We start from the raw sequence: 19,907 nt of genomic DNA, 5'->3' as shown, positions 1-19,907 counted from the left end.
CGGGAATATGGTGCAGGCTTCGCACGCGAACAGGCGCTGTAGCTGCACTTTCTCTTTGTGAACCCTACTTGCGCGTCGGATCAGACGCGGGGCGTCGTAGAAAATGGAGATTGCCGTCGAGACCGGAAACGACGAGCTGCCGCCCGTCCCATACGAGGAGCGATACCGGCCGCGTCAGCCCATCCAGGATCGCCTTGCGGTCACCCTTCCCCCCGAATTGGAGCAGCCGGCCACTGCCTTTTGCGAATCCCTGGCTCTGGTCGTAGGTTCCATGTTCGAGGACGAGCATCGCCCCATCGCGGTCGAAGGCGACGGCCACCGGCGCGTTCAGCCCCTCGGCCTCGATCCTCGGCTGAGACGGGCCACCGGCCTCGAGGACCGAAACCACCTTGCCGGCGCCTGCCAGGAAGGGAAAGCCGCCGAAGAGCGTGATGTAAAGCCGCCCGTTGCTTCGCGCGACGCCGGTCGGCACCGCGTCGACTGGATAGGTTTCGCCCTTCGCGAATTCCGTCGGAGACAAGCCTTGCAGCGCCTCCCCTGCTTGTTCCAGCCGCCGGAAGGTGACGATCGTATTCCTGCGGCCATCCGGTTGCAGGTGTTCGACGCTGTTGCGTGCGGCGTCGACGACGTAAAGCCCGTCGGCCGCCGCGGCGAAATCGAACGGGTTCCAGAAGTCATTGCTGATGACGCGTGTTTTGCCGGCATCGTCGAGGGCGATGATCGCGTGGTCGAGCGGCCCCTCGCGCCTATCGACCGGCGTCCAGCCTTGGGCGACGACCAGCCTATCTCCGACTCGGGCGACGCGATAGGGTCCGGTCGGGTCGCCGATCACGTCGACGCCATGCGGAAAGACCGGGCCGAAGGCGACGAGCCTGCCATCCGGCCCGCGGCGAAAAAGCCGGCCGCTTGCAAGATCGCTCACCAGCAGTGCGTCGCCGTCGCGCGCAAGACCGGCGAACTTGGCTCCCGGCACGCGGACGGTTTCGAGGCGGTAGCCCTGCGGAGCGGGGGGCTCGGCGGCGATCGCTGCCGCTGGAAGCACCAGCACCGCCGCGGCGATCAGGGCTCCGAGCGCACGCATCGGAAACCACCATTTGCCGAGAAACGGAATTCGGGGTCATAGGCGAGCCGGTAGGTCGTCGTCAGATGGCTCGGGTCGCTGTTCCACGATCCGCCGCGCAGCACGCGGAATGTTCCGGCGCCCGGCTGCGTGCCTCCCCCATTCGCTTCATAAGGCGCGTAGACATCACTCGTCCATTCCCAGACATTGCCGATGAGATGGAGCACACCCTCGGCGCTTGCGCCGCTTTCGAAAGAATCCGCCGGCGCGGTCATCGGATAGCCGTCGCGCGCATCGGCGGCGCAGCAGTTCTCGGCCCCGGCATTCGCGCGCGTTTCGTCCGGCGGAGCCGTACCCCAGGGAAATGGGAGGCCCGTAGCGCCCCGTGCCGCCCGCTCATATTGCCGCTCCGACGGCAGAGTAAGCTGGTGATGGCGGCAGAAGGCGTCGGCATCCACCCAACTGACGCCGACCACCGGCCGATCGTCCAGTCCTAGGATCAGATGGCCGGCATAGAAGCCGGGCCGATGGCCGGTCGCTTCGACAAAGCGGGCATATTGCCGGTTGGTGATCTCGGTGCGGTTGATCCGGAAAGCCCGTCCCTCCACCACCCGGCGCGGGCGCTCATTCTCGGGACCGTCATCGCGGCCGAAGACGAAGGGGCCTGCCGGTATCTCGATGAGCGGATTGCCGGCGATTGGGCCCGCATCTACGGCGAACGCGCCGGACGCGATGAAGAGAGCGATTGCCGCTGCCGCTGCACACCCAGCTCTGCCCTGCCCGGCAAGGCAGAGCTGGGTGTCGACCGCCTCGTTACGCCCGCCCGCGCCCGGCAGCTCAGCTATTGGACTGGAAATCGACACGTCGCTCCGTCTCCGCATCGAAAAGGAACATGCGATCCCTGGCGATCTTCACGCCGACTTTCTGGTCAATCTGGCCGGAAAAATTCTTGTCTGCGCGCAGCGTCATGAGCCGACCGCCGAGCTGCAGGCTTACGAGCGTGTTCTCGCCGGTAAGCTCCACCGAATAGATCGGCGCCACGAGATTGGCGTCGGGATCTTCGGCGCTTGCCACATGTATATCTTCGGGGCGCACCCCGAGCACGGCGTGCGGGATATTGGCGTGGCCCGCACCGCCGACCCGAAGGTCGGCGCTCGCGAAGATGCCGTCCTTCATCTCGCCCGGGATGAGATTCATGGACGGGGAGCCAATAAAACCGGCGACGAAGAGCGTCCGCGGATCATTATAGATGTCTCGCGGCGTTCCGAGTTGCTCGATCACGCCCTTGTTCATCACCGCGACCCGATGGGCAAGCGTCATCGCCTCGATCTGGTCGTGCGTGACATAGATCGTCGTCACCTGCAATTCGTGCTGCAGGTGCTTCAGCTCCGCCCGCATTTGGGTGCGCAGCTTTGCGTCAAGGTTCGACAGCGGCTCGTCCATCAGGAAGACGCGGGGTGTGCGCACGATGGCGCGGGCGAGCGCGACCCGCTGGCGCTGGCCACCCGAAAGCTCCTTCGGCAGGCGCTTGAGCATGGTTTCGAGCTCTACCCGCCGCGCCACCTCGGCGACGCGCCGCTTATATTCCTCGGGCGGCACTTTGCGGATCTTCAGGGGATAGCCGATGTTGTCTTCAACGGTCAGATGCGGATAGAGCGCGTAGGATTGGAAGACCATCGCGACATCACGATATTTCGGCAGAACATCGTTTACACGATCGGCGTCGATATAGATGTGGCCGGACGTGGCCTCCTCGAGACCGGCGACCATTCGCATCGTCGTCGTCTTGCCGCAGCCGGAAGGCCCGAGCAGCACGAGGAACTCCTTGTCGCGGATTTCGAGATTGAAGTCGTGAACAGCGACGAACTCGCCGAACTTCTTGGTGACATTCTTGAAGGTTACGGAAGCCATGCATCACCCCTTTACCGCGCCGAAGGAGATGCCTCGAACGAGATGGCGCTGCACGATCAACGCGAAAATGATGATGGGGACGCTGGCGAGAAAGCCGGCGGCGCTGATTTCTCCCCAATGGGTGGTGTATTGCGTAACCCGGCCGGAAATTCCAACCGGGAGCGTCATCGAGCGGTCCGTCTGGGTAAGGATCAGCGCCAGCAGAAACTCATTCCACGCCAGGATAAGACTGAAGATCGCCGTCGCCGCTATGCCCGGCCGTGCCAGCGGAAGGGCGATCCGGATAAAGGCACCCCAGCGCGTGTCGCCATCGACCATTGCAGCTTCCTCGAGCTCTGGCGGAAGGTCCTGGAAATAGCTCTTCATCATCCAGGTTACGAAGGGAAGGTTGAAGGCGGTGTAGGCGACGACGACGGCAAGGGTGGTATTCAACAGGTCGAAGAAGTTGAAGAAAATGAACAAAGGGATGATCGTGACGATCGGTGGCATCATGCGTGTCGACAGTATCCAGAACGAGATCTGGTAGCGCCATCTGCCCGGATAGTGGAAGCGGGCCAGGGCGTAGCCGGCCATGGTCCCGAAGATCAGCGAAATGACCGTTGTCGCGACTGCGATCACCAGACTGTTAAAGGCGTAGATGAGGAATGGCTGGCCTATGAAGGCCGCTTCGTAGTGCTTGAGAGTCGGGGAAAAGTCGAACCAGACCGGCGGCACCGCGAAGATGTCGATGTCGAGCTTGAACGAATTTACCGCCAGCCAATAGACGGGGAAGACGGTGATGAACAGGGCGACCGCCATCGCAAAGTAGGCCAGGATTCGCAGGAGCACGTCGGTAGGGCGATGCCATGCACGCGTAGCCATCGGGTGCCTCCTCAATCCGCCAATCGCATCCGCTTGATAAACCAGGTGCTGAAGCCGACCGTCACAAGCAGCACCGCCAGCGACACGGCCGCGGCGTAACCGATGTCAACGAACGTGAACGCGACCTTGAATATATAGAGGCTCAGCGTTTCGGTTGCCCCGGCAGGACCGCCCACGGTCAGAATGAAGACGAGATCGAACAGCCTGAGCGCATCCATGATGCGCAGAAGCAAGGCAATTGCGATCACCGGCTTGAGAAAGGGGATCGTCAGGTCCCAGAACTGGCGCCAGGCGGACGCCCCGTCGACCTCTGCCGCCTCATAGGGCTCCGACGGCAGACTCGCGAGCCCGGCCAGCATTAACAGAAAGATGAATGGCGTCCACTCCCAAACGTCTGCCGCGATGATCGTCGCCATGGCGAGATTGACATCGCCGGCCCAGGCCTGAGAGGGTAGCCCCAGACGGAACATCAGCTCGTTAAGGACACCGAATTGCGGCTGATAGATCAATTTCCACGTCAGCGCGACCGCGATCGGCGGAATCATCATGGGGATCAGCAGGATCGTCTTCAGGAAGTTTAATCTGCGAAGATATTTGTCGAACAGCAAGGCGAGGCCGAGGCCGAGCAAAAACTCGAGCGTGACAGCCACGACGACGAACAGAACCGTATTCCTCACGGAAAGGTGGAGCTCCGGATCCGTTAGCATCCTCGCGAAGTTGCCGAGGCCGACGAACTCGCGAGGCACATCCGGGTCGGGGCTCACCTTCTGTACTGCCGCCGTGAACATGTAGACGGTTGGGAAGAGCGTCAGCCCAGCAAGGATCGACAGGGCCGGTGCAAGCATCAGAACGCGCAGATGCCGTTCGCGCCAGCGCTCGAAGGCTCCGCCAGCGCCTCCCCATCCCCCAGTCTCGGCCAGATCAGACATCCGGTCTTGCATTTCCGATTCCTTGTTGCACCAAGCATCGCGGCAACGCGTCGCCGATCAGCGCGGGAAGTGGAGGGCTCGCCCCGCTTGCCCTTGTTGATGCGGAACCAGCCGGCCCGCTATTGGCTGATGCCGGCGATCTTTTGAATCGCCGCCTGTGCATTGGCCAACGCCTTATCCGGGTCCTCAGTGCCGGCCACCGCCTTCGAAAGCTCAATGCCGAGCGCATTCTCGATTTCGGGCCACTTGGGATGGCGCGGCCGAGGCGTCGAAAAATTGATCGCCTGCATCAGTGTCGGATAATGCCGGAATTGCGGTTGCGAGGTCAGTTCGGGATCCGTGAACACGGAGAAGCGGACCGGCGGATTGCCGCGCGTGGCGGAAATCTTGATCTGCTCCGGCGAGGTCGCCCAAACCATGAAGTCGTAGGCTTCCTGCTTGTTCTTCGAAGCCGACATGATCCCCATGGTCCAATGGCCGATCTCCGATGAGCCGGCGTGCGTGCCTGCCGGCATTGGCGCGTAGGAGATCTTGCCGACGACCTGGCTCTGACTCGGGTCCTCAAAGGTAGCCACCCAGTTCGGCCAGTTGATCGACGAGGCCGCGATGCCAGACGTCATTGCGCGCCCGACATCCTCCGGAGCGAAACTCTCGACACCCTTGGGCGAGATCTCTTTCAGCGTCATGAACATCTTCATGGCGTTCTTGGCTTCGGGAGTATCGAGGGTAACTTTGGTGCGGTCGGCATTGAAGAGGTCGGCGCCATACGACCATAGCAGCGGCATGAAATCGGCGACAACATTGTTGCCTTGCCCGCCGCGGAACACGTAACCGTAGAAACGTCCTCCGCCGGCGTCAGTAATCGCCTTCGCTGCCTTGTAGACGTCATCCCACGTGGCCGGCACACCGGAGACGCCAGCTTCCTTGAACTTCGCACCGTCATAGAAGAACATTTGCGCGTTCCCGACGTAAGGAATGCAGACGAACGGGCCGGTATTGTACGGGTTACGGCAGACAGCCAGAGATTTCGCAAGAAAGTCGTTGTCGGGTGCCGGCACGCCTGTCTTGGCGAAATACGGATCGAGATTCTCGAGATGGCCATTCTCGGCAAAGAACGGGATCCAGGGGTCGTCCATCAGAACGATGTCAAAAGCACCCGACTTGGTCTGGCCGGCATTGGCTGCTTTCTCAAAGACATTCGCGTAGGGTGCTTGTACGATTTCGACTTTGGATCCCTTCATCTTGGAGTAGTCGTCGGCAGCCGCTCTCAGGCCGTCGCCTTCACTCCCCGAGGGGACGAGGATCGTAATATCGGCCCAGGCCGACGCGCTGATCGCGAATGCGGATGCTGCGACAGCGAGGGCGAGACACAGTTTGCGCACCATTATACACCTCCCAATCCGAGCTCCAGCGCGGGACCACCTCATCGAGGCCCCACCCGATCCGGCTTGACGGAGACGCTGATGCAACGTCGATGATGTCGGACCCACGGGCCGGACCGTCATCGGGCTCTCCACAAGCCGACGTTGCTCCCGAGGCCAATCTATCACATCAGGATTTATTTAGAGAGGGCTGCATTAGTAGTTACTTCGAGTAGGCCCCGAGCCTACCCCGTCACATGGCGGATGGTCTTCGAGAGCCGCGCAAGAAAGGCCGGCCTTGAAGAGGCGACGAGCTTCCAGGACAACACCGCTGTTGCCATGCGGCGCGGAAGGAGTCCAACGGACAGGAACCAGGCCGCCAGCATAGCGCGACGGCGCAGGGAGACGTTCATCTCCAAGCTTGCGACGGCACCGGCAGTACCGAGCGCTATCCTGGAATCGTCAGCGACTGGATGGCGCTGACTGTCGACGCACAGGGAAGCCAACCGTTCTTCCAGATGCATCGGATCGCGGAGATTGGCGTCGTGCGACACCACCAGCCCGACGTCTTCGGCCTGAGCTGCCAGCGCATGCAGGCGGTGAAAGTCGTGCTCCACTCGCCAACGCGCTCGCTGTCCAAGCTTTTCGGCGAAAATCGAATGATTGCCTCCGTGCATGCGATAGGCTCCGAGGCAGATGTCGAGCGATGTCACCTTTCCGTAAAGCGGCGCGAGCGTCACGAGATAGCCGTCGGCGCCTTGCCGGAATTCACTTTCCGGCATCGGCATGATGGTTTCGAGCGCCGAGCGGGCAAAGGCGAGCCCGCTGGTAACCGTCGTCTGATACCGCCCCCGGCGCAACAATTGCGGGGTGACGTCGCCCGAATCGAACGGCACCTCCGGCGGAGGGAATACATCGTTGACGTGCTCGCATTCGTCGACGATGTGCAGCCTGAACTGCATCTGGGCCGTATCGCCCTGCCAACGGGCCACTATCTCGGAGACGGCGTTGGGGTAAAGGTAATCGTCGGCGTCGAGGAAGAGCACGATCGCTCCCCGGCTCGCCGCAAATCCCGTGTTGAAGGCTGCGCCATGGCCTCCATTCGCCTCGCGCATGCGGGCTTTGATCCTCCCTCCATACGAGGCGATCACATCGGCCGAATCGTCAATCGATGCGTCGTCTACGACGATGACCTCGACGTCACTGTGGCTTTGGTCCAGCGCGCTCTCGATAGCCCGCGGCAGGAAACGCGCATAGTTGTAGTTCGCAATGATGATTGAGACTGGAAGATGGTCTTGGATGGAATGCATCGCATTGAACCTCGCAATTCTGCTTTGGTCGCGGCGAACCTTCTCATCAGGTCCTGGGAGATTTTGCCCGCTCTGAAAACCGCAAATGCGGCGAAAGAGCCTCCAAGGCGAAGCGGGCGGCGAAGATCGTGGTCGATCTATGTACGAGAACGTCTTCAGCCATTATGGCATTTGCATGACCTCGTCCGTCCGGTCCACTTCGGCCCCAGCGTCGGCGGCGGCGATTGACTCGATCTCGACGACTGGCCTATCAACTCTTGGCTGTTTCGAGAAAACGCGGGGAGGAGCAAGATGCCTATCAGCCAACCGATCGCCGGGCGGGCGACCTCCCGCGAAAGGCGGACCTCATGACACGGCTCTCAAGACAGACGCTCGGCCAGCTACCCAAGGACGTTGGCAGGCCGAACTACGACCCCGCACGGGTGACCGTCGGCATCGTCCATCTCGGCATCGGCGCGTTTCATCGGGCACACCAGGCCGCCTTCACCGACGCGGTGCTCGCACAGGATCCCTTCTGGGGCATTTGCGGCGTTTCGCTCAGGAGCCCCGAAACCCGGGACGCTCTTGCCCCACAGGACGGGCTCTACACGCTCAAGGTCCAGGACGGCGACGGCGAAGAACTGCAGGTGATCGGCAGCGTCGTCGAGCTGCTCTGCGCGCCGGAGAACCCCGAAGCCGTCCTTCGCCGCATGGCCGATCCCTCCACCCGCATCGTGTCGTTGACGATCACCGAAAAAGGCTATTGTCACAATCCGGCAACAGGCACTCTCGACGAAGATCATCCCGACATCGTTCATGATCTCGACAATCCCGGCATGCCCCGTTCGGCAATCGGCTTCATCGTCGAGGCGCTGGCCCGCCGAAAGAGCGCCGGGAACGAACCGTTCACACTGCTCACCTGCGACAATCTCCCGTCCAACGGGCACGTGCTGAAACGTGTCGTCACGCGCTTCGCGGAGCTCCGCGATCCCGCGCTTGCCGCTCTTGTCCGGAGCATCGCCTCGCCCTCCACCATGGTGGACCGGATCGTCCCGGCAACGACGGACAGCGACCGGAGTGCGATCGCGGCGGCGCTCGGCGTCGAGGATGCCTGGCCCGTGATGACCGAGCCCTTCCGGCAATGGGTGATCGAGGATGATTTTCCGCTCGGCCGGCCCGCCTGGGAGAAGGCCGGGGCGCTCTTTGCCGACGACGTCGCCGTCTTCGAGATGATGAAGCTCCGCCTCCTGAACGGCAGCCATTCGACGCTCGCCTATCTCGGCTATCTCGCCGGCGCCGAAACGGTCGCCGACGCCATGGCGCTTCCGGGCATGGAAGCGCTGGTCGAAGGGCTGATGCGTGAAGAGGTGAGCCCGACGCTACCGCCGCTGCCGGGTTTCGACCTTGCGGCCTACCGTGCCGAGCTCCTCCAGCGTTTTCGCAATCCGGCGCTGCGCCACCGCACATGGCAGATCGCCATGGACGGTTCGCAGAAGCTGCCGCAGCGGCTTCTCGGTACGATCCGCGACCGGCTGAAAGCGGGAGCTGGCTACGACCGCCTGGCGCTCGGCGTTGCCGCCTGGATGCGCTATGCGCGCGGATTGGACGAGGTGGGCCAACCGATCGACGTACGGGATCCCCATGCCGCCCGCATCGCCGAGCTTACGCAGGGGATGGGCGATCCGGAAGGAATCGTCGCGGCCTTCCTGACGATGACGGACGTCTTCGGCACGGATCTTTCAGAAAGTGCTCCGTTCCGGCTCGCGCTCATCAACGCTCTGACGAGGCTCTTCGAGAAGGGGGCAGCAGCGACTCTTCGCGACTACGCGTGACGGGCGAATCTCTCCAAGGAAGACGGGCCGAGACGAACCCGTCATGAGCTTCGCGCGACCGGCAGCACGGTCTTGCGTTCAACTTCGTTCGCCACCGAATAGATCAGAAACTCGGTCGCCCGTCCGATACGTTCGCCATCCAGCAGCCGGACCATATCGTCGACGCCGAGAACCGGGCTCCCGTCGATCTGAAGCACGAAGTCGCCTTCGCGGAGACCGGCTTGATCGGCCGGGCCGCCGGCCTCCACCCGGCGCAGCCTGACCGAGGTTTCCGCGCTGACACCGGCGCGTAGCGCCGCGCGCCGCGGCAAGGCGATCGTGTCGACGGCGACCCCGATGAAGGCCCGACGCACGCGCCCGAACCGCAGGATTTCCGAGATGACGAAGTTGGCGGTGTTCGCGGCGACGGCGAAGGCAATGCCCTGCGCACCTTGGATCACAGCCGTGTTGACGCCCACTACCTCACCGGCCGAGGACACGAGGGGACCGCCGGAATTACCCGGGTTGAGCGCCGCATCGGTCTGGATCACGTCGTCGATCAGGCGTCCGGTCGCCGCCCGGACGGACCGACCGAGCGCCGAGACGACACCGGCCGTTACCGTCCACTCGAAGCCGAGAGGATTGCCTATGGCGATGGCGATCTGCCCTCGCCTCAGGTTCTTCGAATCGCCGAGCGGCGCCGAGGCGCTGAGGCTCGCATCCGCTCTGATCAGCGCCAGGTCCGTGTCCGGGTCGCGCCCGAGAATCCGCCCCTCGCCGACATAGCCGTCCGGCATCTTGAGGCGAATGCCGCGCGCGCCTTCGACCACGTGGTTGTTGGTGACGATCAGCCCGTCCGGCGAAATCGCGAAGCCGGATCCCTGCCCTCCGCGCCCGCCGATCCGTTCGATCCGGCTCACCGCCGGTCCGACGCGATCGACGACATCCGTCACCGTCCGCGAATAGGCGTCGAGGAGGTCGGCATCGGATGCTGCGTGAATGTTCTTGTCAATGTAGCCCATGACCTATCCCTCCGAACTTGTGTGCATGGAAGGTGCAGCAGCGTGCGAAGGTGACGGTCACCGGCTGCGCAGGCACTTTCATGATGGCTGGCCGGGTAGCTTAAGACCCGACTGGCATCACCGTCTTCCAGGAAGGAGATATGAACGCGCTGCCTGGCGTTCAAGCCACGCTCACGCCCGACTCTGCCTTGCCTCGTCGGCGGTCAGCGCCGTCTCGCGGGTGCCGGAAACGATGATCTCCAGCACCTCGTGTTCGTCGGTGTTCCTGATGTAGCGGTCGCCGACATATTCGCCGCGTTTGAGCACCATCACACGATCACCCACGGCGAAGATGTCGACCAGCCGGTGCGAGATGATGATCTGGGCGACCCCCTGGCGCTTGAGTTCGAGCATGGTTTCGAGCAGCCGCTCCGTCGCCATGGCGGAAAGATTGGCGGTCGGCTCATCGAGGATCACGACACGCGGCTCGAAGGAAATGGCGCGGGCGATCGCAACGGATTGCTGGCGCCCACCCGACAGGCTCTCGACCTTCTGATAGACGGAGTTCACGTCCACCTTCAGCCGCTTCAGCACGCGATCCGCCTCCTGATACATCGCCCGCCGATCGACGAAGGGACCTTTGAGCGGCCAGCGGCCGAGGAAGATGTTCTGGCCGACATCCATGTTCCCGCAGAGCGCGAAATCCTGGTAGATCATCTCGATGCCGGCGTCGCGGCTCTCATGCGGGCTCTTGAACTGCACCGGCGCGCCCGCGACGAGGATCTCGCCGGCATCGCGCTGGTAGGCACCCGTCAAGATTTTCATCAGCGTCGATTTGCCGGCCGAATTGTCGCCGACAAGGCCGAGGATCTCGCCTGGATAAAGGACGAGATCGACGTTGCGCAGCGCCTGCACGGCGCCGAAAGCCTTCTCGATGCCTCGCATTTCGACGATCGGCTCGGATGTCGCCTCAACCATGCGTGCCTGCTCCCGTTGGTGCGCGTTTTGCGATCCGCGCTCTAAGCCTGCCGAATATGTTCGCCTGGCGCACCCAGATGTCGATGAGCACCGCGACGATGAGGATGACCCCGATGAAGACGTTGATCCAGTGCTGCGGCATGCTGAAGCCCTGTACGTTCAACTGCAGCAGCGCCCGGACGAGCGTGATGACGGCCGCGCCCGCAAGCGAACCGATCATGCTGCCGTGGCCGCCGAAGATAGAGCCGCCGCCGATGATCACCGAGGCGATCGCATCGAGTTCGCGGAACTGGCCGGCGACCGGGTTGAAGCTGCGGAAATAGGCGATGTTGATGATGCCGGCCATTGTCGCGCAGAGCGCCGCCAGCATGAGCGATAGGAAGCGCACGCGGTTGGTGTTGATGCCGGCGTAGGCCGCGGCGCGCAAGTTTCCGCCAGTAGCGCAGACCTTGAGCCCGAAGGGCGTATAGGCGAGCACGATGCCGGCAACGACGGCGACAAGGAACATCCAGAGGGTCTGGACGCTGACGACCTCGGCGATCGCGCGGAGAAGCCCTGGCGGCAGCGACATGCCGAAATAGAGGAGAACGTCGTTCACCTTGCGCCCGATGAGATTGTACGTCTCGCTCCAGCCGGTCAGTTGCCGGCCGGCAACGAGCCAGGCGGCGAGACCGCGGGCGATGTAGAACATGCCGAGCGTAGCGATGAAGGAGGGCAGCTTGAACCCGATCGTGAGCATGGCGTTGACGAGCCCGGCGATCATCCCCGCCGTAAGGCCCATCGCGATCGCCGTCATGGGATCGGCGCCCAGCACCTTCAGGAAATAGGCCGCCGTGCTACCGGCAAGCGCAAGCACGGCCCCGACCGACAGATCGATGTCGCCGCCTGCGATCACATAGGTCAGGCCGACCGCGATCAGCGCCAGCTCGGTATAGTTGAGCAGAATGGCGAAGGTGTTCGAGAGCGTCCACCAGTAGTCCGGACGGAGCGCAAGCCCCGTAAGCCAGAGCACGGCGGTCAGAATAATGGCGAGCGCATCGCGACGGGCGAGGAATGTGCCGAGCCCCTTGGCCGAAAACTCCATGTCGGCCGCCATCGCCCCCTTGGTCTGGACAGCCTCCAGCGCCACTCCGCCCGTTTCGAGCGCGGGCGGCGGCGGGCGTCGACGCAGCCAAGCCCAGAAACGGCCGGCCCATTGCCGCCGTATGAGGTAAGGTTCGATGAGGACGGCGAGTACGAGAAGGAGGCCGAGGAAAACCAACACTGCACCGGCCGGCAGGGTGTATCTGGCGCTGACCTCGATGACCTCGCCTTCGATGACGACGCTGCGGGTGATGGGCCAGCCCTCTCGCAGCACCTTGTCGATGAGCACGACGAGTGCGGCGCCGAGGCACGAGCCGATGACCTTCCCGCGGCCGCCAAGGATCGAGGCACCGCCGATGATGACGGACGCGATGACGGTGAGCTCCCAGCTCACGCCGTAGAGGGGCGTCACTCCCTTATCCTGCGCCGCCGCCATCAGCGCGGCGAGGGTGGCCGAAAGCGACGAGATCAGATAGGCGCGCACGCGCACCCAGTTGGTCGGGATGCCGGCATAAACCGCCGCCTGCTCGTTACCCCCTGTCGCAAAGGTCTCGTAACCCCAGCGGGTCTTGGCGAGCACATAGGCGCCAATGATCGCGACGACGAAAAAGATGGCGATCTGGTTGTTGAAACCGAAGATATTCGTCTCGCCGAAGTGAAAGAAGAGCGGGTAATCCCTGGCCTTGCCGGAATAATAGATCGCCTGGCCGTGCGTCAGCGCCAGCACGAATCCGCGACCTATGAAGAGCATCGTCAGCGTCGCAATGAAAGCTGGCACTTTAAGGAGCGTGACGAGCACGCCGTTGAGGAGGCCGATCGCAGCCCCGAGAAGCAGGCAAAGGACGACGGTCGTGACGATGCCGAGGTCGAGGAAGCTGGAGGCGAAGAGCCTCGCGAAGACGACCGCGATCAGTCCGTAGGTGGAACCGACCGAGAGGTCGAGGTCCTTATTGGCGATGACGAAGGTCATGCCGACGGCAATGATGCCGACCCTTGAGGTATCGCGCAACAGCGCGTGAAGGGCCTCGGTCGACCCGAAGAAAGTCGGATTGACGACAGCTCCACCGAGGTAGATCAGCACGAGGAACAGGAGGAGCCCGATCTCCCAGCCGCCGGCCAGTTGCGGCGGCGGGCGTCCGAGCGAAGTCGTCTTGGCCGTCACCATGGTGTCTTCCGCTTGCTGCCTCACTACCGGAGCGGTGAGCGCCGCCTTCGCTGTCGCCGCTCCGGAGTTTCGGGTCCGTTCAATTCTCGAAGCGCTTGCCGACCTTTCCGACCGTCTCCTTGGTCACCAACTGAGCGCGCGTGTCGAGATTGGCGGCCGAGATGCCGCGGTCGATCTGCAGGTAAAGCTGCATGACCGGCCAGAAGCCCTGCAGGAAGGGCTGCTGCCCTAGGGAACCGGTGAGATTGCCGGCGGCGATGCCCTCCTGCTGCGCCGGGCCGAGATCGAAGCCGTAAGCGCAGAACTTGTTCGTCCATCCCATCTGTTCCACCGCTTTGACGAGCGGCGGCGTGAAGACGTTGTTGGCCGTGAACGCCCCGACCACGTCGCCGCGCGACTCGAAGAGCGAAACGAGCGCGTTGACCGGATCGTTGGGGTTGGTATCGATGCCGACATTTTCCGGACCTGCATCGACCTTGAAGGCATCGAGCTTGCCGGCATCCTTCAGAGTCTTGACGATGGCATTGAAGGCGGCGGTGACGCGGTTGTTCACCTCAATGTTGCCCATTGCGGTCGACGAGGGCAGGACGATCGTACCGCTGGTCTTGCCGCTGTCGAGCACGCATTTGGCAAGCGCCTCGCCGCCGATCGCGGCGGCCGAAGCATCCTGGCCGGTATGGCTGATGCCGTTGCGGTTCAGCAGCGTGCCGTCAAAGGAATTCGTCGTGGCGACCGGAATGCCGGCCGCCTCCGCCGCCTTGACGATGTCGTTGTAGGCGCCGACCTGTGGTGTCGTCATGATGATGCCGTCTATGGTCGGATCACGGACGATCTGGTTCAGAATTTCGATCTCGCGGGCCGGATCGTCCACGGGCGATTCCGAACCGAGCAACAGGATCGTGGCGCCGATCATGTTGCCGGCCACCTTCGCCCCGACATAGACCGGATCGAAGAAGCCGTTGCCGGCCGTGTGCGTCACGATCGCAAACGTCAGGTGACCGTCAGCCGAATGGAAATCCTTGGTTTCCGGAGCTTCCTTGGCCGCCTCGTCGAAGCTATAGCCCCCGACGGCTTTCTCAACGCTGCCCGATTGCGCCAGTGCAGATGAAACGCCGAGTGATAACGCCGCGGCCGAAACCGCGCAGAGCAAAATTCGCCTCATTGCTTTCCTCCCTCGGATCACCGTGACTCCGGCTGGAAAATCCAGAACCTCACGTGATCGCTTCCCGTTGGATAGAGTGGGATCGGGTGGAAAACCGCGGACACTCCGCCTCCTCCCGCTCCATTATTTAGCGGGCGAAAGCCGTTCGAGCGCTTTTGTCGAGAGGGCGCCGAACGCTTCCTCCCATGCGCTATTCTCTGCGCAGATCCGGCGCAAGTAAATGGCGAAAAGTGTTACAAATGAGGGCGGCGTTCCTTCTCCGGCAAAAGACCTCTGCCGCTAGCGCTATCCATTTTGCGCAAGCTTTTTTCAACCGCGTTCTTCTGACAGTTGTTCGACAGGTTTGCACGCACAACATCCCGCCCCCACGGGCGCTCTCGGCTCGTGCTCATTCGAAAGGGAATAGGAATGGAAAGACGTAATTTCCTCAGGGGTTTGGCTCTTCTTGCCGCGTGCCCGCTCTGCGTCAAGACGGCATTCGCCGCAGAACGCGTGCACTGGAGCTACGAGGGCGAAGAGGGTCCCGAGCACTGGGGTTCCTTGGGCGAGGAGAACGGTGCCTGCTCGGCCGGCTCGCAGCAATCCCCCATCGACATCACTGGCGCCATCAAGGCCGATATCCCGGACCTCGCGACGGACTGGAAGAGCGGCGGCACGATCCTCAACAACGGCCACACGATCCAGGTAAAGGCTGCCCCCGGCGGCACGCTCAAGCGCGGCGACAAGACCTACGATCTGGTGCAATACCACTTCCACGCCCCGAGCGAACATCTGGTGGAGGGCAAGAGCTTCCCGATGGAGGTGCATTTCGTCCACAAGCACCCCGAAACGGGTGCGCTCGGCGTGCTCGGCGTGTTTCTGGTCCCCGGCGCCAGCAACCCGGCCTTCGCAAGCCTTGCCGCGAAGTTCCCGCGAGAGGCTGGCGAGGAAGCCGCGTTCGACTCCATCGATGCGAAAGGCCTCCTGCCCTCCTCGCTCAAATATTGGGCCTATGAAGGATCGCTCACGACCCCGCCCTGCAGCGAGATAGTGGACTGGATGGTGGCGATGGAACCGGTCGAGGTCGATCCCGCCGACATCAAGAAATTCACTGCGCTCTATTCGATGAACGCCCGGCCGGCGCTTTCCGCCAACCGCCGCTATGTGCTGAGTTCCAGCTGATCAGCCCATCAACCGTACCGCCTCGGCGCCTGTCGCTCGCCGGGGTGGTCCCGTTCCGGCCGTCGCTCGCCTGTCCGCCTGTTGAAAATGGTGCCTTTCGCTGCAAATGTCCTCTTGCGATGATTCAAGCAGCAACGAGGACAGGATGTTCGATCTCAACGGCAGGACCGCGTTGGTGACAGGCGGCGGACGCGGACTCGGGCTTGAAATGGCCAAGGCCCTGGCACGGGCAGGAGCCTGGACGGTGATCAATGGTCGCAGCCGGCAAAGTCTCGAAGGCGCGCAGAGGCGCGTTGCCGGCGAGGATATTGCCGTCGGGATCGCGCCGGGTGACATCACGCGCGACATCGAAACCATTCTTGAGCAAGCGACGGAGAAGACCGGGCAGCTCGACATCCTTATTCATGCGGTCGGCGAGCGGGATCGCCGCGGTACCGAGGCCATGGAGCCGCACGCATTCGCGGCACTGCTGAACACCGATCTGACGGCGGCCTACGCGGTGGCGAGAGCCGCCCTTCCCTATCTCAGACGCTCTTCGGCCGGCCGCCTGATCTTCGTGACCTCGATTGCCGCCTTCGCTGCGCGAGCCGGCGACCCCGCCTATACTGCGGCGAAAGGGGGGCTTTCAGCCTTGACGCGTTCACTGGCTGTGGAGCTTGGCGCCGACAATCTGACGGTCAACGCGATCGCGCCTGGCTGGTTTGCGACCGAGACCAATGCGCATCTCGCAGCCGACCCGGCGCTTAACGCCTTCGTCGACGTCCGCATTCCGCTGAAGCGCTGGGGCCGGCCTGAGGAGATCGCCCCGGCCGCCGTTTTCCTAGCCTCGCCAGCGGCAAGCTTCGTCAACGGCATCACGCTCACCGTCGACGGCGGGATGACCGTGCAGATGTGAAACCGGTGCCGGCCCCAATCCGGAACCTTGCTCCGACCCTCCGCGCTTTTGAGAGAATGAATAAGCAAGTCGCGCCAGCCGGAGCTGACGCGACTGCGCGTGTTAGTTTGTCGCGAGGGTGACGGGTGTCCCTCTGCGGAGCAGAGGCTGGACACCCGCGGATCACTCGGTGCAAGAGCTTAGCGGTCGTCGCTACGGTCGTTGTCGCTGCCGCCGTTGTCGTCATGGTCGCCGCCGCCGTTGTCGTCGTCGTCATGGTCGCCGCCGTTGTCGTCGTCGTCATCGCCGCCGCCATTGTCGTCGTCGTCATGGTCGCCGCCGTTGTCGTCGTCGTCATCGCCGCCGCCATTGTCGTCATCGTCGTCATCGCCGCCGCCGCCATTGTCGTCGTCGTCGTCATCGCCGCCGCCGTTGTCGTCGTCATCGTCATCGCCGCCGCCGGGGTTGCCGCCACCGGGGTTGCCACCGCCAGGGTTACCGCCGCCGGGGTTGCCGCCGCCGGGGTTGCCGCCGCCGTTGCCGTCGTCGCGGTCGTCGCCCCGTTCGTCGCTTAACGTCGGCGCGATCAGCGCAGTGGTCAACGGTGGGCATTGCCCGATTTCTGTTGCCGAGAGAATCTCGGCACGGTTCAACGCAATGCAGCAAAGCTCATAATTGCTCTCCGTAAGGGGACTGCACTGCGCAGCCGTCAGCACTGGCCGCTCGACCTCTTGGGCTTTCGCGGGAGCCGCCGACGCAAGCAAAGCGGCTGACATCAATGTCAGGCTGGAAGTCGTGAGAAGTGCCTCTAGAGTGCGCATTTTTGTTCTCCCTAAATTAGTATTCTCTCAAATGCACAATCTCGCGCAATGTTCCCGGCATTAAGTTGCGTGGCGCAAAGAGAGGGAGCGAACGCGTCCTCTGAATGCGCAGATTGTTTGGCTTGATGAGGTAACGTGAAGGACCAAAGACCGTATTACGTCGGCAGCCGGTCGCTGGAGCGGGACGAGGAAAGTCTAGGCGGTTTTCCGCCCGCATCCCAACAACTCTTTAGAATCAATCACGTTCATGATCTCGGGTGATCCGAATTCGTGATCAGCTGCGTGTTGCCGCCGCTTGGCTTGGCCAGTCGCTGCTCTGAGTGACAGTTACATGCTCGAAGGAAGCGAGACCAAGCTGGCTCTGCCTCGCCGCAGCGAAGGAGCGCAACCGCCTCGTAGCGACGCCGCAGGCGCTATCCCGCTTTCGCCTCCTCGTTGCCGCGCAGCATGTGGATGAGAGCGGAAAAATCCTCGCCGCCGTGGCCGAGCTTCTCGAAGAGGCTATAGAGCTGCGCCGCCTGCGCGCCCATCGGCGTCGCAGCGCCGCTCGCGCTGGCGGCTTGCTGCGACAGCTTCAGGTCCTTCAGCATCAGGCTCGCGGTGAAGCCGGGCTTGTAGTCGTTATTGGCGGGCGAAGTCGGCACCGGGCCGGGAACCGGGCAATAGCTCGTGAGGGACCAGCACTGGCCGGACGAAGTCGAGGCGACGTCGAAAAGCGCCTGATGGGAAAGACCGAGCCGTTCGGCGAGGACAAAGGCCTCGCACACAGCGGCCATGGAGACGCCGAGGATCATGTTGTTGCATATCTTCGCCGCCTGGCCGGCACCGGCATCGCCGCAATGGACGATCTTCTTGCCCATGGCTTCGAGAATGTGCTTACCGCGAGAAAAGGCGCCGTCGCTGCCGCCGACCATGAAGGTGAGCGTGCCCGCCGCCGCTCCCGCGGTGCCGCCGGAAACCGGCGCATCGAGCGAGGGGCAGCCCGCCTTGTCGGCGAATCCGTGGACCTTGCGCGCGCTTTCGACATCGATGGTCGAGCTATCGATCAAAAGCGTTCCCGGATCGACGAAGCCGAGCAGCTCATCCCAGACATAGAGAACATGCGAGCTTGCCGGCAGCATGGTGACGACGCATTCGGTCTCGCGCACGACTTGAGCGATCGAGCCGGCTATCGAAACGCCCGTCTTCGCGGCAGCATTGCGCGAGGCTTCCGACAGGTCGAAGCCGGTGACCGCGTGGCCCGCCTTCACCAGATTGGCGGCCATCGGTCCGCCCATATTGCCAAGCCCGATAAAGGCGATCTTCGTCATATGCCTCTCCTCCTCACCTCAAATCATGTCACAAGCGCCCGTCTGCCGCGCCTGTCCCCGCCCCCCGCCAAAGAGCGGCGCTCCGTCATTCCTGCCGAACCGCGCGAGCATCTCCGCCGTCACTTCCGACAGGCCGACCGACCATTTGGGATTGCGGTCCTTGTCGATCACGGCGGCGCGCACGCCCTCGTAGAAATCCGGATTGGAGAGCATGCCAAGCGTCGCCGCATATTCCCGCTCGAGGCACTCATCGAGCGCCCGGCTCGCGCGCCCGGCTCTCAGCAACGAGAGCGTCAGTTTGAGGCTGATCGCGGAGCGGCTCCTCAAGAGCTCAAGCGTCTCGAACGCGAAGTCCGAACCATCCTTCTCCAGCGCGCCGAGAATCTCCTCGACCGTGTCGAAGGCGAAGCAGCGATCGATGAGCGCAACATGGTCGAGGAGCAGCGAAGCCGGCGCTTCGCTGGAGACAGCATGGATCGTCTCCGAGATATCCTCCGCCGTGGCCGAGGCGGACAGCGAGCCAAGGGCCGCAATGAGTTCGCCCAACCTATGCGAGGGAACGAAGCTGTCGGCGAGCCGAGCATGGATGGCCGCCGCAGCGCCGATATCGCGTCCGGTCAATCCGAGATAGGTGCCGAATTCGCCGGGCGCATGCGGCAGGAGCCAGGTGGCGCCGATATCGGTGAAGTAACCGATCCCCGTCTCCGGCATGGCGAGCCGCGTCCTCTCCGTGACGATCCGGTGGCTGCCATGGGAGGAAACGCCGACCCCGCCGCCCATGACGATGCCGTCCATGATCGCAATATAGGGCTTGGCATAGCCGGAAATACGGCTGTTGACGATGAACTCCTCGCGCCAGAATTGCGCTCCCTCCTCGGGACGTTCGCGGCCGCTCTCATAGATCATGCGGATATCGCCGCCGGCGCAGAGCCCACGCTCGCCCTCGCCGGTAATGAGCACTGCCGCGATCGTCGGGTCACGCTCGAATTCGGTGAGCGCCGCGGCAATTGCCCGGATCATCGCCAGGTTGAGACTGTTCAGCGCGCGCGGCCGATTGAGCCGCAGCCTGCCGATCGCGCCTTGCCGCTCGACGATGACCTCCGGAAGCGTGGTCTGCATCTCCATGGAAA

General features: G+C 63.1%; 17 protein-coding genes. 3 read left to right on the top strand and 14 right to left on the bottom strand.

Annotated elements, in window-relative coordinates; all coding sequences use genetic code 11:
- Positions 1–64: 64 nt before the first annotated feature.
- The 7 genes from M728_RS18865 to M728_RS18835 all read right to left on the bottom strand — a co-directional run bounded on the left by M728_RS18865 (position 65) and on the right by M728_RS18835 (position 7,432).
- Entirely contained in the window at positions 65–1,081 is a 1,017-nt protein-coding gene (locus M728_RS18865) for a ScyD/ScyE family protein (RefSeq protein ID WP_026621390.1), read from the bottom strand.
- On the bottom strand, positions 1,060–1,923 hold the full coding sequence (locus M728_RS18860; RefSeq protein ID WP_245269721.1) for an SUMF1/EgtB/PvdO family nonheme iron enzyme: 864 nt from the start codon (positions 1,921–1,923) through the stop codon (positions 1,060–1,062). The genes M728_RS18865 and M728_RS18860 overlap by 22 nt, the downstream gene beginning before the upstream one ends.
- On the bottom strand, positions 1,898–2,971 hold the full coding sequence (locus M728_RS18855; RefSeq protein WP_026621388.1) for an ABC transporter ATP-binding protein: 1,074 nt from the start codon (positions 2,969–2,971) through the stop codon (positions 1,898–1,900). Before M728_RS18855 ends, M728_RS18860 begins: the two co-directional genes overlap by 26 nt.
- Before the next feature lie 3 nt (positions 2,972–2,974).
- On the bottom strand, positions 2,975–3,832 hold the full coding sequence (locus M728_RS18850; protein ID WP_026621387.1) for a carbohydrate ABC transporter permease: 858 nt from the start codon (positions 3,830–3,832) through the stop codon (positions 2,975–2,977).
- Positions 3,833–3,843: 11 nt separating this feature from the next.
- Complete coding sequence (locus M728_RS18845; protein WP_051440934.1) at positions 3,844–4,761, bottom strand: carbohydrate ABC transporter permease; 918 nt, start codon at positions 4,759–4,761, stop codon at positions 3,844–3,846.
- Between the two features lie 119 nt (positions 4,762–4,880).
- A complete protein-coding gene (locus tag M728_RS18840; RefSeq protein WP_026621385.1) occupies positions 4,881–6,146 on the bottom strand; it encodes an ABC transporter substrate-binding protein in 1,266 nt (421 codons plus the stop codon).
- Positions 6,147–6,367: 221 nt separating this feature from the next.
- Positions 6,368–7,432 (bottom strand): glycosyltransferase family 2 protein, encoded by a 1,065-nt coding sequence (locus tag M728_RS18835; RefSeq protein WP_026621384.1) that lies wholly within the window; start codon positions 7,430–7,432, stop codon positions 6,368–6,370.
- Positions 7,433–7,779: 347 nt separating this feature from the next.
- On the opposite strand from M728_RS18835, the gene M728_RS18830 reads away from it, so the two are divergent.
- Entirely contained in the window at positions 7,780–9,243 is a 1,464-nt protein-coding gene (locus M728_RS18830) for a mannitol dehydrogenase family protein (RefSeq protein WP_026621383.1), read from the top strand.
- 41 nt (positions 9,244–9,284) lie between these two features.
- Here M728_RS18830 and M728_RS18825 read toward each other — a convergent pair whose 3' ends face one another.
- The 4 genes from M728_RS18825 to M728_RS18810 all read right to left on the bottom strand — a co-directional run bounded on the left by M728_RS18825 (position 9,285) and on the right by M728_RS18810 (position 14,611).
- Positions 9,285–10,244 carry a S1C family serine protease gene (locus M728_RS18825; RefSeq protein ID WP_026621382.1) on the bottom strand — a complete coding sequence of 320 codons (960 nt, stop codon included), beginning with the start codon at positions 10,242–10,244 and terminating at the stop codon, positions 9,285–9,287.
- 171 nt (positions 10,245–10,415) lie between these two features.
- Positions 10,416–11,201, bottom strand: coding sequence for an ATP-binding cassette domain-containing protein (locus M728_RS18820; RefSeq protein WP_026621381.1), 786 nt, complete (start codon positions 11,199–11,201; stop codon positions 10,416–10,418).
- Positions 11,194–13,449 (bottom strand): ABC transporter permease, encoded by a 2,256-nt coding sequence (locus M728_RS18815; RefSeq protein ID WP_026621380.1) that lies wholly within the window; start codon positions 13,447–13,449, stop codon positions 11,194–11,196. Before M728_RS18815 ends, M728_RS18820 begins: the two co-directional genes overlap by 8 nt.
- Positions 13,450–13,528: 79 nt before the next feature.
- Positions 13,529–14,611, bottom strand: coding sequence for a substrate-binding domain-containing protein (locus tag M728_RS18810; protein ID WP_026621379.1), 1,083 nt, complete (start codon positions 14,609–14,611; stop codon positions 13,529–13,531).
- Between the two features lie 408 nt (positions 14,612–15,019).
- Here M728_RS18810 and M728_RS18805 point away from each other — a divergent pair, with 408 nt between their 5' ends.
- Entirely contained in the window at positions 15,020–15,772 is a 753-nt protein-coding gene (locus tag M728_RS18805; protein ID WP_026621378.1) for a carbonic anhydrase, read from the top strand.
- Between the two features lie 145 nt (positions 15,773–15,917).
- A complete protein-coding gene (locus M728_RS18800; protein ID WP_026621377.1) occupies positions 15,918–16,667 on the top strand; it encodes an SDR family oxidoreductase in 750 nt (249 codons plus the stop codon).
- A 179-nt stretch (positions 16,668–16,846) separates the two neighbouring features.
- On the opposite strand, the gene M728_RS18795 is transcribed toward M728_RS18800, so the two are convergent.
- The 3 genes from M728_RS18795 to M728_RS18785 form a co-directional block, all read right to left on the bottom strand.
- Positions 16,847–17,248, bottom strand: coding sequence for a hypothetical protein (locus M728_RS18795; RefSeq protein ID WP_245269720.1), 402 nt, complete (start codon positions 17,246–17,248; stop codon positions 16,847–16,849).
- A 632-nt stretch (positions 17,249–17,880) separates the two neighbouring features.
- Positions 17,881–18,777 carry a 3-hydroxyisobutyrate dehydrogenase gene (gene mmsB / locus M728_RS18790; protein WP_026616491.1) on the bottom strand — a complete coding sequence of 299 codons (897 nt, stop codon included), beginning with the start codon at positions 18,775–18,777 and terminating at the stop codon, positions 17,881–17,883.
- A gap of 18 nt (positions 18,778–18,795) precedes the next feature.
- Positions 18,796–19,902 (bottom strand): enoyl-CoA hydratase/isomerase family protein, encoded by a 1,107-nt coding sequence (locus M728_RS18785; protein ID WP_051440933.1) that lies wholly within the window; start codon positions 19,900–19,902, stop codon positions 18,796–18,798.
- Positions 19,903–19,907: the final 5 nt, after the last annotated feature.

This window comes from Ensifer sp. WSM1721 (assembly GCF_000513895.2).
Taxonomy (GTDB): Bacteria; Pseudomonadota; Alphaproteobacteria; order Rhizobiales; family Rhizobiaceae; genus Sinorhizobium.
This window is presented reverse-complemented; position numbering and strand designations above follow the sequence as displayed.

Excerpts from the sequence above, each read along its gene's own strand:
- M728_RS18820 (WP_026621381.1), bottom strand. The coding sequence starts at position 11,201 with ATGGTTGAGGCGACATCCGAGCCGATCGTCGAAATGCGAGGCATCGAG.
- M728_RS18850 (WP_026621387.1), bottom strand. The coding sequence starts at position 3,832 with ATGGCTACGCGTGCATGGCATCGCCCTACCGACGTGCTCCTGCGAATC.
- M728_RS18840 (WP_026621385.1), bottom strand. The coding sequence starts at position 6,146 with ATGGTGCGCAAACTGTGTCTCGCCCTCGCTGTCGCAGCATCCGCATTC.
- M728_RS18865 (WP_026621390.1), bottom strand. The coding sequence starts at position 1,081 with ATGCGTGCGCTCGGAGCCCTGATCGCCGCGGCGGTGCTGGTGCTTCCA.
- mmsB (WP_026616491.1), bottom strand. The coding sequence starts at position 18,777 with ATGACGAAGATCGCCTTTATCGGGCTTGGCAATATGGGCGGACCGATG.
- M728_RS18835 (WP_026621384.1), bottom strand. The coding sequence starts at position 7,432 with ATGCATTCCATCCAAGACCATCTTCCAGTCTCAATCATCATTGCGAAC.
- M728_RS18805 (WP_026621378.1), top strand. The coding sequence starts at position 15,020 with ATGGAAAGACGTAATTTCCTCAGGGGTTTGGCTCTTCTTGCCGCGTGC.
- M728_RS18785 (WP_051440933.1), bottom strand. The coding sequence starts at position 19,902 with ATGGAGATGCAGACCACGCTTCCGGAGGTCATCGTCGAGCGGCAAGGC.
- M728_RS18800 (WP_026621377.1), top strand. The coding sequence starts at position 15,918 with ATGTTCGATCTCAACGGCAGGACCGCGTTGGTGACAGGCGGCGGACGC.
- M728_RS18830 (WP_026621383.1), top strand. The coding sequence starts at position 7,780 with ATGACACGGCTCTCAAGACAGACGCTCGGCCAGCTACCCAAGGACGTT.
- M728_RS18855 (WP_026621388.1), bottom strand. The coding sequence starts at position 2,971 with ATGGCTTCCGTAACCTTCAAGAATGTCACCAAGAAGTTCGGCGAGTTC.
- M728_RS18845 (WP_051440934.1), bottom strand. The coding sequence starts at position 4,761 with ATGTCTGATCTGGCCGAGACTGGGGGATGGGGAGGCGCTGGCGGAGCC.
- M728_RS18825 (WP_026621382.1), bottom strand. The coding sequence starts at position 10,244 with ATGGGCTACATTGACAAGAACATTCACGCAGCATCCGATGCCGACCTC.
- M728_RS18810 (WP_026621379.1), bottom strand. The coding sequence starts at position 14,611 with ATGAGGCGAATTTTGCTCTGCGCGGTTTCGGCCGCGGCGTTATCACTC.
- M728_RS18815 (WP_026621380.1), bottom strand. The coding sequence starts at position 13,449 with ATGGTGACGGCCAAGACGACTTCGCTCGGACGCCCGCCGCCGCAACTG.